Origin of the sequence: Desulfitobacterium chlororespirans DSM 11544 (genome assembly GCF_900143285.1) — a bacterium.
Lineage (GTDB): Bacteria > Bacillota > Desulfitobacteriia > Desulfitobacteriales > Desulfitobacteriaceae > Desulfitobacterium > Desulfitobacterium chlororespirans.
Genome location: NZ_FRDN01000003.1, coordinates 102,832 through 118,893, shown reverse-complemented (window position 1 = coordinate 118,893; position 16,062 = coordinate 102,832). Strand labels below are relative to the sequence as shown.

Sequence of the window (16,062 nt, the reverse complement as noted above, 5' to 3'; positions counted from 1 at the left end):
TCGTTGCTTTGGGGTTAAGCAGCGGCTTTCTCTTTTGCACTGGAAAGTATAACGCAACCAGGGCAGCCTCGTTCGTGTACCAGCCAAGTTTTCTTTACCATGATTTTAGTCAGTATTTTGTCCTGACTATAAGTTATAATGGGTTTAGCGTATAAAGTTGAGGGCAGTCGGATTGTGCGGCTCCTCAATAAGATATTTACCGACTCCAGAGAGAGAAAGGGTGGGGAAGTGTGAGGATTCTACATACTTCAGATTGGCATTTAGGCAAGAATTTAGAAGGCTTAAGCCGGATGGAGGAGCAGGAGCTTTTTCTGAAGGACTTTGTTGAGATCGTCGAGGCAAAACAGGTGGATTTGGTCATGATCGCCGGCGATGTGTATGACAGCTCCAATCCTCCGGCCAAAGCGGAGAAAATGTTTTATGACACCTTGAAGAAATTATCCGCCAATGGAGAGCGGCTCACCTTAGTCATCGCCGGAAATCATGACAATCCGGAACGCTTAGTGGCCGCAGGGCCTTTGGCCAGGGATCATGGAATTATTATGGTGGGAACACCTAAGACGATTGTGCCTCAAGGGGAGTATGGCAGGCATCGGGTGATCGATTCGGGTGAAGGCTTTGTGGAACTTGAGATCAACGGGGAAAAAGCCGTGATCCTTACTCTCCCTTATCCCAGTGAAAAAAGGCTCAACGAAGTCTTATACGGTGCCATGGATGAAGAGGAGGAACGACTCAAAATTTATGGGGACAAAATCAAAATGCTCCTGGATAGCCTAAGTGAAAAATTTCGGGAAGATACAATCAATATGATAGTGTCCCATCTCTTTGCTGCAGGAAGCGAAGAATCTGGCTCAGAACGAAGCATTCAATTGGGGGGGAGCTTTATCGTGGACGGCAGCTGCTTTCCCAAGGCAGCTCAATATATTGCCCTGGGTCATATACATAAGCCGCAAATCGTTCCGGGTACAGACAAAAGAGCACGCTATGCAGGCTCCCCTATTCACTACAGCAAAAAGGAGATCCCTTTCGCTAAGAAAGGTTTCATTGTCGATTTGAAGCCCCAACAAGAGTACGCTCTTGAAGAGGTGGACTTTAAAGTGTACAAACCGATTGAAGTCTGGAAGTGCGGGAGCATCGAGGCGGCTCTCAAGAAATGTGAAGAAAACAAAGACAGGGATTGTTGGGTGTACTTGGAAGTCAATACGGATCGCTATATTCGGGAAGATGAGCTTAAGCTCATGAAAAGCGCCAAGAAAGACATCCTGGAGATAGTGCCGGTTTTGCCGGGAAGGGAAAGTGAGGAATTCACCCTGAACAGCTTTGCCGATCAGAAAATTGAGGATATCTTTAAAGAATTTTATCGCAAAGAAAGAACAGTAGAGCCTCAGCAGGAGATTGTGGATTTGTTGTTATCCATTATCCAGGAACAGGAGGGGGAAGAAATCCATGAGACCCATTAAGCTTAAGATCAAAGGGCTGAACAGCTTTATCGATACCCAGGAAATTGATTTCTCCCAGCTTACCAGCAAAGGTTTATTCGGCATTTTCGGACCCACCGGCAGCGGCAAATCCACTATCCTGGACGGAATGACTCTGGCTCTTTATGGCGCAGTGGCCCGGGGAAGCACCAATTACATGAACACTAACTGCGAATCGTTACAGGTCAGCTACGAATTCCAGATTGCAGAGAAGGACACCAAGACTTATCGGGTGGATCGGGAGTTTCGCAGAGATAAAAAGTCAGGCAATGTGCGCACCCACTCGGCCAAGATGCTGCTTATAACCGCCGGCGAAGAGGCGGTTTTGGAAGAACAGGTCAGGGAGGTTACCAAAAAGAGCGAGGAAATCATCGGCCTGACCCTGGAAGATTTCACCCGCACTGTGGTTCTGCCTCAGGGGAAATTCAGCGAGTTTCTGAGGCTGGAGGGAAGAGACCGCAGAGAAATGCTGGAAAGGTTGTTTAATCTGCAAAGATACGGCGATGAACTGTCCTCCCGCTTAGCAGCAAGAGTCCGGCTGGAGCTGGACAAAGCCAATGTCCTGGCAGGTCAGCTCAAATCCTATGAAGAGTGCAGTGAAGAGCTTTTGGAAGCAAAGAACAAGGAATTAGGCTCCCTTGAAGAGCAGCTGGTGCAGTTTCAGGCAGAATTAACAAAGGCGGTTGAGGATTTTCACAACGGGAAAGAAGTGTGGGAGCTGCAGGGGGAATTAAGCCGGCAGGAAGCTCAAAAAGCTGAACTTGAAAAAGCGGCAGCTGTGATTAAAGAAAGTGAAATCAAAGCGACTCTCGGGGAACGGTCCTTAAGGGTTAAACCTTATCTGGATCAATATGAAGATACTCTGGAGAAGATCGCCACAACTCAGGCTCAAGTAGCCCAATTGGAGAGGGACACTGCAGCTTTGGCTTTACAGAAAAAGGAAGCAGAGGCTCAATGGGAACAAGCGGGGGCTCAAAAAGACAAAGAGCTTCCTGCTTTAAGGCTGCGTGAACAGAGTGCTGCCGACGCTATCCTGGAGAAAAAGAAGCTGGAGGGCCTCATCCAGGAAAAGCAGTCTCTTCAAGAGAGTATTGGCCGGCTGGAACAGGAACGGGAAGAGAAGCAAGGCCGAATACATAAAGGTGAAGAATTTATTGCCAAGGTCAATGCTGATATTCAGGAGAAAGAGCAAAAGGTGGAAGCTTTAACCATCGACCAAGAGTTTAAGCAGAAAATCAATGAAGCCCTCCTTACCTTCAGCCGCTGGGAAGAAGCCGGGCAACAGGTGGTCAGCTTAGGCTCAGAAGTCAAAAGCATTGATGAGAAGCTTCAAGAGGCCCAGGAAAAGGGGCTGAAATATTCACAAGAGCTGGAGGCCAAGACGGAGATACTCCAAGGATTTGCTTTAACCCTTCAGAATTTAGAGGAAACCTGCCCGGGAGACTCGGAAACCCTGATTGCCTTGCAGGAAAAGCTCAATCAAGTCAAGGAACAATGGGCCAGGCATCACGAGTATTCTGGTGCCATCAGTCGCAGCGAAGCGGGTATCCGTGATCTTTTGCCCAAGTTGGATACTACCCAACAGCAAAAAGTTCAATTGGCACAGAAAATCACTGAGCTGGAGAACGATCTGAAGAAAGTTGAAAGGGAAAATCTGGCTCATGCCTTACGCGTGGCCTTGATTGAGGGAGAAGCTTGCCCGGTGTGCGGATCGACCCAGCATCAGCCTGATCATGGGAATGCTGCTGTTGATACTGAAAAGCTTGAAGAGATCCAAGCTGCTTTAAGGGAAGGGAAGGAGCAGGAACAAAGCCTGTACCAGGAAATGATTCAGGCCCAGGAACAGATCAAGACCCTGGAAAACACCCTGAAAGAGGTTGAAGAAAAAGCTGCCGCCCTAGGAGAAGAATACAAAGCCTATGACCCTGAGGCTATGCAGAAGGAATTTGAGACGTTAAGGGACGGGATATCCCGATATACAAAGCAAAAAGGAGAATTGGAAGCAGAGCTCAACCGGCTGACTCAAGAGAAAAATCAGCTGGCCATAAAGCTTAATGAGCAAAATACCATTAAAACAGAAACAATGGGCCAACTGGAGAGCAGAGGGAAGAATCTCGAACTGGCAAAGGCTAAATATGAAGCTTATGAGCAGGAACTAACCGCTCTTAGAGCTGAACTGAATATCCGGGACCTTAAGCAGGAGCACCAGGAGATTGCCGCCAAGGAAAAAGAGAAGGCCGGACTGGAGAGTGAGCTGAAAGGCTTAAGGGATACCTTAAAAAAAGCTCAGGCCAGAAAAGAATTTCTCAGTACGGAACTGTCTGCCCTGACAGAATCCCTGAAGGAAAGCCTGGGCATCTTCAAAGAGAAAGAGAGCAGCATTCAAGACAAGCAGACTGCCATAAAAGCCAAAGTGGGTGAGGTGGAGAATTTAGAGGTCTATCAAAAGGAACTCCTCAGCCAAATAACCCGGATCGAGCAGAGCTATGTCCAGACCGAAACAAGGAAAAACGAGACGGAACAACAGTACAACGAGTGCTATGTCCGCCTGCAATCAGCACACACCAGCTGGCAAGGCCTGGCGGAAAGAAGTCAAAAGGATAAGGAGTCTCTGGATAAGGTTTTACAGGAGGAACAGATCGGGAATATTGAGGAAGCGAAGAGTCATCTGCTGAGCAGAGATGAGATAGAGAAACTCAAAAGGCAGGTCAAGGACTATCAGGACTCCTTAACTCAGCTTCTTGGCGCCATTGGGAATTTGCAAAAGAAGCTTGGCGGGCGGAGTTTGACCGCTGAACAATGGGAGCAAATGCAAAGGCTCAAGGAAGAAAAAGAAACCCTCTGCAAAGGGCTGGAGGAAAGCAAGATTGAGATCGAGACCCATGTCAGGACCATGAAAGAGAATTTGGCGAAGAAAAAAGACCTGCTGAAGAGTCAGGCAGAGCTGGAACGTCAGCTGGGACTTTTGCGGGATCTGGAGAAATTATTCAGGGGGAAGCGATTCGTTGAATTTGTGGCGGCCCACCAACTGAAATACGTCTCCATCGAAGCCGGTAAGCGGCTCAGAGAGATTACCGGGGGCAACTATGGCCTGGAAGTGGACCAGAACGGAAAGTTCCTGATCCGGGATTATAAGAACGGCGGCGCCCAACGGGATGCCACTACATTATCCGGCGGGGAAACCTTCCTGGCCTCTTTATCTTTGGCGTTAGCTCTGTCCGCCCAAATTCAGCTTAAAGGAACGGCCCCTTTAGAGTTGTTTTTCTTGGATGAGGGCTTCGGAACTCTGGATGACAACCTCCTGGAAGTGGTGATGGACTCCCTGGAAAGGCTCCACCATGACCGATTATCCGTGGGCATCATCAGCCACGTGGATTCGATCAAGAACAGAGTGCCCGTCAAGCTCATGGTCACACCTGCTCAAGCCGGGCTGGGCGGGAGCAAGGTGGCCATCGAAGTCAGCTAGCTTCTCGAGCCCCAGTTTTTGGTGAGTCTGGCCACAACCCCACCCAGAATGATCAAGGCCAAAATATTGGGGATGACCATTAAGCCGTTAAAAAGATCGGCCAAATTCCACACCAGGTCAACCTTGAGGGCGCAGCCAACACCTACAAACACAGCAACCAGTATGGCATAAAAAGGAACTGCTTTTTTTCCGAAGAGATACTTCACATTGGCCAGACCGAAAAAGTACCAGCCCATAATTGTAGCAAAAGCAAAGAAAAGGACACAGATGGCAATAATGACATAGCCGAATTGACCAAAGACCTGGGCATAAGCAGCCTGAGTCAGTTGAATTCCAGTGACGAATTCACCGTTGGCATCGGCAGAGCCCAATACACCTGAAGTTAAAATGGCCAGAACAGTTAAGGGCAGTAAAACAATGGTATCGATAAAAACCCCCATCATGGCGACAAGGCCTTGATCACAAGGGTCTTTGACACGGGCCAGAGCATGGGCGTGAGGCGTTGATCCCATACCGGCTTCATGGGTGAACAAGCCCCGGGCAATGCCGAAACGGATGGCCTGCTGCACGCTTACCCCCAGGACACCCCCTAAAACCGCCTGGGGATAGAAAGCGCCCACAAAAATATCATGAAAGGCAGGGATAATGTTAGAGAAATTTGCGCCGATAACTACAAAGGATGCCAAAGTAAAGAAAACTGCCATAAAAGGAACCACTTTTTCCGCAACGGCAACAATACGCTTAACACCCCCCAGGAAAACCAGCAAGCAAATAAGTGCCAATCCTATCCCGATGATTTCTGAAGGAATCCCGAAAGCGGTTTCCATGGCCCCGCCCACAGAATTGGCCTGAACCATATTGCCCATGAAGCCAAGGGCCATGATAAGCAAAAGGGCAAAAACAGCGGCAACCACCCTACCGGTCCGCCCCTTGATGGCGGCGCGGATGTAATAGACCGGTCCGCCCACCAGCTCGCCGTTTTTCGTGGTTTTATAACGCTGAGCAAGAGTAGCTTCGGCATAAATGGTAGCCATGCCTAAAATTGCACTCAACCACATCCAAAATACGGCGCCGGGACCGCCGGATACCATAGCGGTAGCCACACCCGCCAGATTTCCCGTACCAATCTGGGCGGACACCGAGGTAATCAGAGACTGAAATGAGGTCATGCCTTCCTTATCGCTGGCAGCATTACCTCTCAAAGTAATAGAGCCGAAGGTTAGCTTAAAGCTCTGTTTGAACAGGCGAAATTGTACCCCTTTGGTAAGAATCGTAAAATAAATGCCCACACCACAAAGAAGAAGAATTAAAAAGACATCCCATAATACTGCGTTGATGCTGACGACTAAATTAGAAAACCATTCCATGCTGAACACTCCTCCTGATGCATTGTTTGTTGACAAATAAAAGAGTCAAACCATAAGCATATGGTTTGACTCTGGATACGCGCAAAAAGGCCCAAAAGTACTTGAGCACAGATTCTCTGTTCTTTGGCCTGAGAGATTAGCCCGAGGAATTCGAGCCTTACACCTTCGGCACCCAAAATGGGATTCTCCAGAGTTACATCCATTCATAGTCTTCACCTGAAATACCAGGCACCTGAGAGTGTTACTCCTTCGGCAGGGCGCAGCCTTTTTCCTACAAACTTCATTTGTCGATATTATGTTGTGTTTCTATGTAACATCATATCTCGAAATGCTATCACATTATTAAAATTAAGTCAAACAGAAGTTACTTAGCTTTTGAAGGTGGATTGGGCGGATGAAAACAACCAATAAAAAAAGGGCGCAAAAATAGTTTTGCGACGCCCCCGTTTTTTGGAGTTAAACCAAGATTCGAAACCGGTTTCGAATTTGGCAAGCCCTTCCTCCAACATACCCTCTCAAATCATCTGACCGGGTGTTGACCAGCCAAATTCTGGGGCTGGCATTCCGGGCAGAAATACACTGAGCCCCCCAGGTAGCTTTCCTTAAGGATTGTCCCGCCACATTGACCACAGTCCGTTCCTGCTGTATTCTTTGACATCTTTGTCTTGTATCTCCCGGAAACTCCGAACAAATCTTTTTCCGTGTCACGGCCGCCAAGCTTTGCCATCTCATTCAGCACTTTCATAACCGCCTGAAGCAGCTTATCCCGTTCCCTTTTAGCCAGGGTGGCTATTTTGCGTTTCGGGTGGATGCCCGCTTCAAAAAGAATATCCTGCAGCGTACCGTTGCCGATGCCGGGAAAACGTTGCTCCGTGGCCAGAAAAGCCTTGGCGCTGAGGGTTGGTTTGCTTTCTGAAAAGAGACGGAGGTAATAATCAGAGAAATTCTGGACAAAGGGGGAGATAGAGTTCCTGCTGGCCAGGTAATAGTGATTGTCATAGCTGCCGTCATGCGCAAATATTCCGCCGTACATGGCCACCGTGAAAACCAGGGCCTGTCCGTCGTCCAGCTCCATCATCAACTGATAATTTTCCGGGACTTTACCGGCCGGCATAAGGCGAAGATTCACCCCGTCGTTGACGCACAGCTTCCGGCCGTTGTCAAAAATCAGTTCTACGAAGATGCCGAATCCCTCGGCCCCGGCAATCCTGCTGCCGGAAAGTGCTTTGTCATATTCCTCGGGTTCGCCGTTATACCAGCAGAATTTATGAGCCTTTGTGGGGGGCCATACTTTCAGGATACGCCGGCTTTTCACACTTTCGTTCAGCTGCCTGGTCAGAGTGAGGACTTCGGGTAACTCCAGCATAACTTTACTCCCTTCCTGCCTGATAGTCTATATTGCTCTCTCGGGCACACTTGAACAGCATGCCGTAATTAAGCCTGCGCAGTTTTCCGTTCTGGATAAAGTTGGTCCCGCACTGACGGAAAGAAAAGCTGACGTTATGCCGCATACACTGCTCTCTGACCGCCAGGGCCCAGTCATAATCAAAAGGCCTGGCATTGCGGTCATATTCCCCGCCCACGACGACTAACTCAATGTTCTCTAAATACTTTTCAATATCTATCGCCTCAAGCATGGGCTGAAGGGCGATATTTTTGTGTTTGATAGGCAGCTTTGAAAAGATTTCCAGACGTTCATCCGCGGTTTGCTGGTTTTCCACCGTACAGCCCACCGTGACATTCTCATACCCCTCACCCCAGTCATCGGGAAGACACTGGGAAAAGCGCTCAATCCTCTTAGTGAGAAAAAGAAAATGCAGATCGGGGCGTTCTTTCATCATGCTCCAGCATTCATTCCGCCAGGGTTCCGCCTCCTCGAGAAGAAAGTCGGTTGAAAAGCAACAATAAACAAGCTGTCCGGATTTCATGATGTAGTGGCCTTGTTTGTTCACAGCCACAGGGGCGTTGAATTTGGCGGACTTCACAATCAGATTGGTGTCCATCCCTCTTTTGATGTCCCCTTTATGGATATAACAGAATTTACAGCCCTCACTGTAGCGGTGACAGCCCCGCCATGGATTCCAGACAGCCACAAGTCCAACTCCTTACCTTATTCCCGTGCAATATTCCCATTTAATATGGATTTTATTTTAATGCAATATAGATTTTGATCTCCGCCACGCCGTTTTCATTGCTCAGGTACTCTTCAAAATCACCGGTAAAGCTTCTCTCCAGAGGCAGTGCCCAGATTTTATCCCATGCCTCTGCTACGTCTTTGACAACATCGCCCTTGATCTGGAATACGGCGTAGTTGCCGGCGGGAATGATTTTTTCGACCAGTTGGAGATTTTCGTTTTTCGTCACTTCGGCGCCTACGGTGACATCATAGGATGTTTCGTCATAGCCGGAGTACAGTCCTAGGCAGTAGGGGTTCGCCTGGTTCTGAATGGACGCCCAGATTCCATCCTCCATGAATTTCTGCCATAAACCGCCGATTACCTGCTGGCATTGGGGATCGGTGTGTGAAGTTCTTGCCGTTACACCGACAACGATTTTCTCTGGAAGGGTGACGATTTCATAGTTCATAGTGATTACCTCTTTCCATATTAGTTATAGGGTAATCACAGTATAGTCCGGCTAATATGACAACAGTATGTCATATTAGGAATAGTTTTTCAAAGAATTCTGCAACCGGCCCTTCATTTCAGCAATGGCTTGTTCAGGTGAAAGAATGGTACAGTATGCTCCGAAAGAGGCGGCATAAGCGCATATGGTGGCGATGTCCGGCAGATAAAGCTGGCAGACAAAGTCGCCGTTTTCATTGATTTCATAGTGGCTGATTTCGTCATAAACCCGGAAAGCCACTGTCTTTGAGATAAGCAGTTCGGTTTTGATGTAAGAGTCCGCGTCAAGCTTCTGCCCCGCAAAGATGGTTTCCGGTGTTTTCATCTCAAAACCAGTGTTGGTTACCGACAGTTCGGTTATTCTCCTCAGTTTGAAAAACCGGTAATCCTTGCGCAGGGTGCAGTAGCCGTAAAGATACCAGGCCGCCCCCTTGAACACAAGCTTCAGCGGCAAGACCTCACGGAGCAGTTTTTCCGCTTTTCCGCTGGCGTACATAAAGGTAATTATTTTCTTTTCGATGATAGAGGTTTTGATGTTCTCAAAATTCGCCTCATCATTTTCAAAATGTCCCCAGGATGAAAAGTCAACCTCGATCCAGTCGGTATTTTTGGCACCCAGCATACTGGTGAGCTTGCTCAGGGCCGTTTCACTTTTGGAAAGATTGACGGCGTTGAAGGCTTGCAGGGAGGATAGAATTTCGCTTTTCTCCTCTTCGGTGAGAACGGCCTTGTTGAGGATAAAATCCGGCAGCAGGGAAATGCCGCCCCCCTTGCCTTTGCTCATATAGATGGGCATACCCCCCTGAGCGAGGATTTCCACATCACGATAAATGGTTCTGGCCGAAACCTCAAAGCGTTCCGCCAGCTCCGCCGCAGTTACAGTCCGTTTTTCCAGAAGGATGTAGATGATTTCAAACAATCGATTAATCTGCATAAATGCTCCTGTCAATATCATTTGCCGGTTTGTTTTCGCCAGATAATACTTATGTCACATCATACATGTTCTAAAGTTCATTATATCTTTGGCACTATACAATAAGCAAATTCAGTGAAGTCTATGCGCATTGACAACACCCCGAATTTCTGTATAATTTTAAAGGTAATCATCTCAAATTAACAGTTATTTTGGAGGATAATACACCTTATGTATGCTTCAATGCGGCTTCGTAAATAAGGCGTGCGGAATAAGAAAGGTCGGTAGACGATTTTCCCTTTCTTAGATTCTGTGCGCCTTTTTTCGACTCCAATGAAGCGAAAGAGGTGTATTTTTTATGTCCAAAAACAAAAAACAGGGGCAAAAACTGCCCCTTTGGGTATCCCAAAATTTTTTGACCAGCCATCGAACCATTATTAAACTGCTTGGCCGGACCACCATCGGCATCCATGATCATGTCCTGGAAATTGGCCCTGGAAAAGGCCATATAACCCGTCTGCTTGTGGACAAATGCCGGAAGGTAACCGCTGTGGAAATCGATGCCAGGCTATATGATAAACTTCTTGAGAAATTTAAGGGTACGGAAAATCTGCATCTCTACCATCAGGACTTTTTGCAATGGCGGCTTCCCGCTTCCGGAGCCTACAAAGTCTTTGCCAACATCCCCTTTTGTCATACTACCGCTATTCTCCGCAAGCTGACGGAAAGCAGGAATCCTCCTACTGAGGCCTGGCTCGTCATGGAAAAGAGCGCAGCCAGGCGCTTCATGGGAAAACCCCGCGAAACCCTCAGGTCTCTCATGCTGAAGCCTCTGTTCGATCTGGATATTGCTTACTATTTTCAGCGGGAGGATTTTCATCCCAAGCCTGGTGTGGATGTCGTTCTGATTCACTTAAAGAAGAAAACGCAGCCCGATATATCGCCCGCCCAATGGCGCTATTATGAACACTTTGTCGCCAATGCCCTCCAAGGAGGCGGGGCCGGACTAGGGCGCATGTTTAACAAAAGACAATTGAGCCGGGCTTTTCGGGAAGCAACGATTCACGGCTTTGTTTTCGGTGAAATTATTTATGTCCAGTGGCTTTGTCTTTTCCGATCCTACTGCCGGCATGTGCTCCAGATCAGAGATTAGAAGAGCAGGAGGCAGAGGTTTTAAGAACCCATTATTTCATTGGCTGTTAGGTAGCCGAAGGTAATGCACGAACCGTGGCTGTTGCCGTTGATAGTAACGGGATAGTCAACCCCATAGCGTCCCCCGCCTACATTGCCGATGGCATAGAGTCCGGGAATGGCGGCTTTTTGGCTATCCAGGACCTGACAGGCATCATTGATTTCCAGACCGCCGGGCATGCAAAGCATGGCCGGTCCGAATTTCAGCGCATAGAAGGGCGCTTTGACAATGGGAGCCAACAATTCTTTGCGCTTGTGATACTCCCTATCCTCACCCTGCTTGCACATCTCATTGTATCGAGCCACTTCGGCAAGGAAAACCTTTTTATCCACGCCCATCAATGTGGCCAGCTCCTCAAGGGTATCTGCTTTCCAGGCCGTGCCGTTTTTGACCGCGCTTTCGATGGTTGCCTCGGTGGATTCCGGTGTCCATTCCACACCGGCCAGACGGACCATGTTATCCCAGAACTGACCGCCGCCGTATTGCAGGGAGTTCTTTACATCCTCCCGCCAGTTGTCATCAAACACGCTGTAGGCAAACTCATTATAGCCTTCTGCCTGGTTCAGGATCCTAATGCTTTTAGCTTGGATCCAGGTGTCTTCGTTCATGAAGCGCTTGCCCTGCTGGTTGAGATGCAGGAAGGAAAAGCACAGCATGGTGTAACGGATTAAATGAATCATCGTTGGCAGCGGCCCCATCTCCATATGCCCCCCGGCCCACATGCCCATTTTATGACCCATGCCCTTATTGGCACCGGCGGGAGTATAAAGGTTGGCTTGAGGAAGGTTGGCCAGATCCCCGCCATAGCACTTTACCATTTCTTCATCTCCGGAAATATCGCCTGTTGCCAGAATAACAGCCTTTGCCGCCTTGAAATGAATGTAGCCTTCAGCATTTTTTGCAACTACACCAGTGACTTTATCACCTTCTTTGCTCAGCTGTTCCGCAGAGGTGTTAAAGAAAAACTGAGTCTTATTTTTTTGAGCATTTTTCAAGGCAACAAAGACAGGAGCTGACAAAGCCTTGGTATTGTCGTTGCCGGTATAGCGGGCAATATGAGTGCCCGGATATTCATAGTACTTTTCGCCCACATAGCGGTTTATGCACGGCAAAAATTCCAGGGCGCCTTCGGAAACGCCGATAAGCCAGGCGAAGGCTTCTTCTGAACGGTCCAGGTACTTCCAGACCAGTTTCTCATTGCAGCGATTGCCGCACTGTCTGATCCAATCCTGCAGGATTTCTTCTTTAGGAGCATTGATGATGCCCGCTTCCTTCATTTTTTCCGTCTGATAGACAGCGAAATGGCCGCCGCGGGAGCTGGGTTTGTCCATCTGCTCGATGACCGCTACTGATGCGCCAAGCTCTGCTGCCCGGCAGGCAGCAATGGTTCCGGCCAGACCTGAACCGACGATGACGATATCCGCATTCACGGTTTTTGCAAAGTCCGTGATGGGCTCCGGTGCCGTTTCCCAACTCCAGGTATTTTTGGCCACAGAAGTCTCTGGAGTGGACGGCTTCTCTGGCTGCCCAGCCGCTGGACTGCAAGCTCCCAAAATCCCCATGGAAGTAAGGCCAAGGGCACTGGCGGCGGCTCCTTTTATAAAGGCTTTTCTGGAAATGTTTCTGTTCATGGTTTCCCTCCTACTTTATTTAGGGTCATTGTTACAGCCCGCGGCCTACGATGGCGTAAAGCTTCGTTGTCCGCGCCTATAATTTGTGTTTACTATAACAAGCTTTGTGAAAATGTAGAATGAAGGGAAACATTAATTTTATCTGGGCGGCAAAGGCGGGAATTACAGCAGATGCTGCTATAGAATTAAAAAATTGACATAGGGCCGCAGTTTTATCTTTTAAACAACGGCTCTATGTCAAGAGATCTTAATCCATGTCAAAGAAAAATTGATGTATGATTAATCCGGCAGCCAGAAAGTATAGCCTTTTCCCGGAAGGTTGGAGATGCAATCCAGGCCCTCCAGATAAGGAGTAAGCTTTTTTCGTAAATTGTAGATATGAACAACCACGGTTCTGGCATCCCCATAGCTGGTGTAGCCCCAGATTTGCTCATACAGCTCTTTAGCTGGATAACATTTGCCCTTATGCAGGACCAGGAAAGAGAGTAGTTTGTATTCCGTCGTTGACAAGGTGAGCTTTTGGGTGGGGAAGACAACGGTGTGAGTCTCCGGCTCCAGGGAAAATATCGAGGTCACGATTTGACGTTGTGGCTCCTCTCTGCGGTCCAGCTCTACCCGGCGCAGATTAGCCTGAATCCGGGCTTCCAAAATTTTATTGTCAAAAGGCTTGGTGATAAAATCGTCGCCGCCCGCGTTCAGAGCCCTGATGATATTCTGGTCATCATCCAGACAGCTGATAAAGAGGATCGGGCAGTTATGCCATTTGCGTATTTGTTGGCAAAGGTTAATCCCGTTATCGTCAGGCAAAAGAATGTCCAGCAGAATCAGATCATAGGAGTTGCGGATGCAGGACATGGCCTCTCCTGCGGTTTTTGCGCAGTCCAGTTGATACTTTCCGGCGGTGTTCAAATAATAGCCCACCACATTGGCAATAAAATCGTCATCTTCAACCAACAAGATCTTAATCATCATCCGTCCTCCTCAATCCTGATTTGCTATAAGGAAAACTCACCCGGAACAGAGTGCCTTGGCCCACGATGCTCTCAACCTGGATGCTACCGCGCTGCTGGGTAATGATTTCATAGGCGATGGACAATCCCAAGCCGGAGGAAGCGGACTTATCGGGTTTTCCTGCCCGGTAATAGCGGGTAAAGACTTTAGGCAATTCCTCCTCGGAGATGCCCTTTCCCGTATCCCTGACCAGAATCGTGGCGTGCAATTCATCATACTGAATCATTAAATCAACCGTCCCCCCTGAAGGTGTATAGTGGATGGCATTATGGACGATATTTTGCAGCGCCTGTTCGATACGGTAAGGATCACCCCATACATATCCTGGAGGGGGCTCAATTTTGCAGACCAGCTCGATTCCTTTTTCCTCAGCAACCAGTCGGGAGGCATCGGCGAGAGTCTGAATGGATTGAGATAAATCCAAGTTTTCTTCCACAAACATCAGGTGCCGGCCCTCCAATTTAGCTGTTAAAAATAAATCTTCGGATAAATGAATGATGAAGTCCAGACGTCCCTTGATCGTGGCTAATTGTTTGTGGATATCGGGACGGGAAAGATCCAGATTATCCAGGTATCCTTTCATTATGAAAAGGGGGCTCCTCAAGTCATGGAAGACATTCAGCATCAGGTTGTGCCGCTGTTCCTGGGCCTTCTTGATATGAGCAGTCCGCTGTTCCACCATATGGTCCAGATAGTTATTGCTTTCCCGTAAAGAAATATTCAACTGCTCATAGTCTTTGAATTTATTGGAGTACTTTTTGTTGACCACCAGCATGAACATGAGGATAAAAGGAAGCTCATAGACGGGGGTTCCGGAAATCGCCGACGTATAGAAACTTTCCGTGAGCAGTGGCTGGCGGTTGATGAAGCGCAGCTCATGCATGATGACCAGGCCGATCAGCAGATGCAGGCTGCCGCCATGATATTTCAGACAGTGATACACAACGATAACCAGACTGGTGCTAAAAAACAACCCTGTAATATTAGCGATGCTGCCTGGTGAAACAATGTGTATTATTACGAACAAGCCGGTCGCGGCGGCGATGCCCGGCGCCGAAAAAACTTTGTGAATCCAGCCGTCGCAATCGGGAGAGAGAATCCGCAGAGTAAGTCGAAGGCTCAACATAAGGGTTAGTGTATTGAAAATATTCCTGCCGATATCAAACTCCAAAGGAGGGATAGCGAAGCCCGACTCCCAGATAAACCACAAGCACATGGTGGCGGTGTAAAAGATAAAATCCAGCAAATAGCGTTCGTTTCGTTTGTTGATGTATAGTGAAAAACCGTACAAGAACATGGCTGTCAACAGGCCAAAACTGAAGACGCGCAAGGCGTTGTAGGTGTCGACAAAGGACTGACAGGGAGCTTCCCGCCCCCAATAGACATTTCCCAAGAAAGGCCAGTGTTCCGTTACGACGGTCAGCTTTAGATGTGCTAAGTCCCGGCCCTCCTCAGGAAGAGGACAGACGACGGCCTTTGAGGCAGGAATCATGCCCAGACCATCGTACAGCAGACTTTCGTCAAGATACACACGAAAATCTGTAAAGTTAACGAAGATAAGAGCGGTATTGTTTGATGGGTCGGTTCCGGACAGGAGTAACTCTGCTTCATAGAGAGCATTGCCCGAATGGGAAAAGTCGCCTAAGCGGTAAACGGTCTGCTCTGAAAAGTCCGCAATGCCGCTGGCGGGCAAATCCACTTGTCTGTAATTAATATAAAGCGCACCGGCCGCGATTCCGATCCCAATCAAAAGAACCACCAGTCCGTTTAATAGGGAGCTTCTCATAGCATCGTTCCTTCCCCACCCATCATAACATAAAGTCTTATTTTCACAATACAAGGCATACCAAGAGACGAACTGGCCGATGAAGCTATTGAGGGGCAGCTATTTTATGAGCTCTGTATCAATGCTCCAAGATCACCGACCAGGCAAATTTGGCTTGGGAGCTCCCTTCTTCCGACTAAAGGTTTCCGTAATAACACCGGAAAAGATCAAGCCAAAGGCAATGGAACCGGCCATGAGAAGGGTGATGGAGCCCAAACGAACACCTTCCGTATAATTGTTCTCAATGAATTGCCGAATGGTGGCATAGGCCATACCCCCGGGAACCAGAGGAATGATTCCGGCGATACTAAATACTGTGACCGGCATTTTGTAGCGCCGGGCAAGAATTTGGCTGACTGTAGCGACACTAAAAGCGGCAAACAAAGTAGCGGTTATAGTATTTATCTCCAGATTCACGGTAAGCGTCACAAAGACAGCCCAACCCAGCATTCCTACCAGGCCGCCGGTGAACAGGCTTTTACGGGGGACATTAAACAAAATGCCAAAAGCCATAGTGGCAAAAAAACTTGCGTAAAGTGCAGTCCAACTCATAGC

The 16,062-nt window shown here is 48.3% G+C and carries 12 protein-coding genes and 1 riboswitch; of the genes, 3 read left to right on the top strand and 9 right to left on the bottom strand.

All coding sequences use genetic code 11. The features are described from left to right. Window positions 1-230: 230 nt before the first annotated feature. The gene (locus BUA14_RS00540; protein ID WP_072770794.1) at window positions 231-1,460 is read left to right on the top strand and encodes an exonuclease SbcCD subunit D; all 1,230 of its coding nucleotides are present in this window, start codon (window positions 231-233) and stop codon (window positions 1,458-1,460) included. After that, window positions 1,447-4,944, top strand: coding sequence for an SbcC/MukB-like Walker B domain-containing protein (locus BUA14_RS00535; RefSeq protein ID WP_072770793.1), 3,498 nt, complete (start codon window positions 1,447-1,449; stop codon window positions 4,942-4,944). The genes BUA14_RS00540 and BUA14_RS00535 overlap by 14 nt, the downstream gene beginning before the upstream one ends. Here the strand turns inward: BUA14_RS00535 and BUA14_RS00530 are convergent. From BUA14_RS00530 to BUA14_RS00510, 5 genes are all read right to left on the bottom strand, one after another. Further along, a complete protein-coding gene (locus BUA14_RS00530) occupies window positions 4,941-6,311 on the bottom strand; it encodes an alanine/glycine:cation symporter family protein (protein WP_072770792.1) in 1,371 nt (456 codons plus the stop codon). The two genes, BUA14_RS00535 and BUA14_RS00530, sit on opposite strands and share 4 nt — an antisense overlap. Window positions 6,312-6,417: 106 nt before the next feature. Continuing rightward, window positions 6,418-6,512: riboswitch (glycine riboswitch) on the bottom strand. 319 nt (window positions 6,513-6,831) lie between these two features. Then, window positions 6,832-7,677: a DNA-formamidopyrimidine glycosylase family protein gene (locus BUA14_RS00525; protein ID WP_072770791.1), complete on the bottom strand. Its 846-nt coding sequence runs from the start codon at window positions 7,675-7,677 to the stop codon at window positions 6,832-6,834. A gap of 4 nt (window positions 7,678-7,681) precedes the next feature. Then, window positions 7,682-8,404, bottom strand: coding sequence for a DUF5131 family protein (locus BUA14_RS00520; protein ID WP_072770790.1), 723 nt, complete (start codon window positions 8,402-8,404; stop codon window positions 7,682-7,684). A gap of 52 nt (window positions 8,405-8,456) precedes the next feature. Then, window positions 8,457-8,897, bottom strand: a complete 441-nt coding sequence (locus BUA14_RS00515) for a GyrI-like domain-containing protein (protein ID WP_072770789.1) — start codon at window positions 8,895-8,897, stop codon at window positions 8,457-8,459. A 75-nt stretch (window positions 8,898-8,972) separates the two neighbouring features. Further along, window positions 8,973-9,869 (bottom strand): helix-turn-helix transcriptional regulator, encoded by an 897-nt coding sequence (locus BUA14_RS00510; RefSeq protein ID WP_072770788.1) that lies wholly within the window; start codon window positions 9,867-9,869, stop codon window positions 8,973-8,975. A gap of 337 nt (window positions 9,870-10,206) precedes the next feature. On the opposite strand from BUA14_RS00510, the gene erm reads away from it, so the two are divergent. Then, a complete protein-coding gene (gene erm, locus BUA14_RS00505) occupies window positions 10,207-11,001 on the top strand; it encodes a 23S ribosomal RNA methyltransferase Erm (RefSeq protein WP_072770787.1) in 795 nt (264 codons plus the stop codon). Window positions 11,002-11,021: 20 nt separating this feature from the next. Here the strand turns inward: erm and BUA14_RS00500 are convergent, their stop codons facing one another. The 4 genes from BUA14_RS00500 to BUA14_RS00485 form a co-directional block, all read right to left on the bottom strand. Beyond that, window positions 11,022-12,671 (bottom strand): FAD-dependent oxidoreductase, encoded by a 1,650-nt coding sequence (locus BUA14_RS00500; RefSeq protein WP_072770786.1) that lies wholly within the window; start codon window positions 12,669-12,671, stop codon window positions 11,022-11,024. Window positions 12,672-12,950: 279 nt separating this feature from the next. Next, window positions 12,951-13,643, bottom strand: a complete 693-nt coding sequence (locus tag BUA14_RS00495; RefSeq protein WP_143153403.1) for a response regulator transcription factor — start codon at window positions 13,641-13,643, stop codon at window positions 12,951-12,953. Continuing rightward, complete coding sequence (locus BUA14_RS00490; protein ID WP_072770784.1) at window positions 13,633-15,468, bottom strand: sensor histidine kinase; 1,836 nt, start codon at window positions 15,466-15,468, stop codon at window positions 13,633-13,635. Before BUA14_RS00490 ends, BUA14_RS00495 begins: the two co-directional genes overlap by 11 nt. A 132-nt stretch (window positions 15,469-15,600) precedes the next feature. Further along, window positions 15,601-16,059: a threonine/serine exporter family protein gene (locus tag BUA14_RS00485; RefSeq protein ID WP_072770783.1), complete on the bottom strand. Its 459-nt coding sequence runs from the start codon at window positions 16,057-16,059 to the stop codon at window positions 15,601-15,603. Between the last annotated feature and the right edge of the window lie 3 nt (window positions 16,060-16,062).

Excerpts from the sequence above, each read along its gene's own strand:
- BUA14_RS00485 (WP_072770783.1), bottom strand. The coding sequence starts at position 16,059 with ATGAGTTGGACTGCACTTTACGCAAGTTTTTTTGCCACTATGGCTTTT.
- BUA14_RS00525 (WP_072770791.1), bottom strand. The coding sequence starts at position 7,677 with ATGCTGGAGTTACCCGAAGTCCTCACTCTGACCAGGCAGCTGAACGAA.
- BUA14_RS00490 (WP_072770784.1), bottom strand. The coding sequence starts at position 15,468 with ATGAGAAGCTCCCTATTAAACGGACTGGTGGTTCTTTTGATTGGGATC.
- BUA14_RS00535 (WP_072770793.1), top strand. The coding sequence starts at position 1,447 with ATGAGACCCATTAAGCTTAAGATCAAAGGGCTGAACAGCTTTATCGAT.
- BUA14_RS00515 (WP_072770789.1), bottom strand. The coding sequence starts at position 8,897 with ATGAACTATGAAATCGTCACCCTTCCAGAGAAAATCGTTGTCGGTGTA.
- BUA14_RS00495 (WP_143153403.1), bottom strand. The coding sequence starts at position 13,643 with ATGATGATTAAGATCTTGTTGGTTGAAGATGACGATTTTATTGCCAAT.
- BUA14_RS00500 (WP_072770786.1), bottom strand. The coding sequence starts at position 12,671 with ATGAACAGAAACATTTCCAGAAAAGCCTTTATAAAAGGAGCCGCCGCC.
- BUA14_RS00510 (WP_072770788.1), bottom strand. The coding sequence starts at position 9,869 with ATGCAGATTAATCGATTGTTTGAAATCATCTACATCCTTCTGGAAAAA.
- BUA14_RS00530 (WP_072770792.1), bottom strand. The coding sequence starts at position 6,311 with ATGGAATGGTTTTCTAATTTAGTCGTCAGCATCAACGCAGTATTATGG.
- erm (WP_072770787.1), top strand. The coding sequence starts at position 10,207 with ATGTCCAAAAACAAAAAACAGGGGCAAAAACTGCCCCTTTGGGTATCC.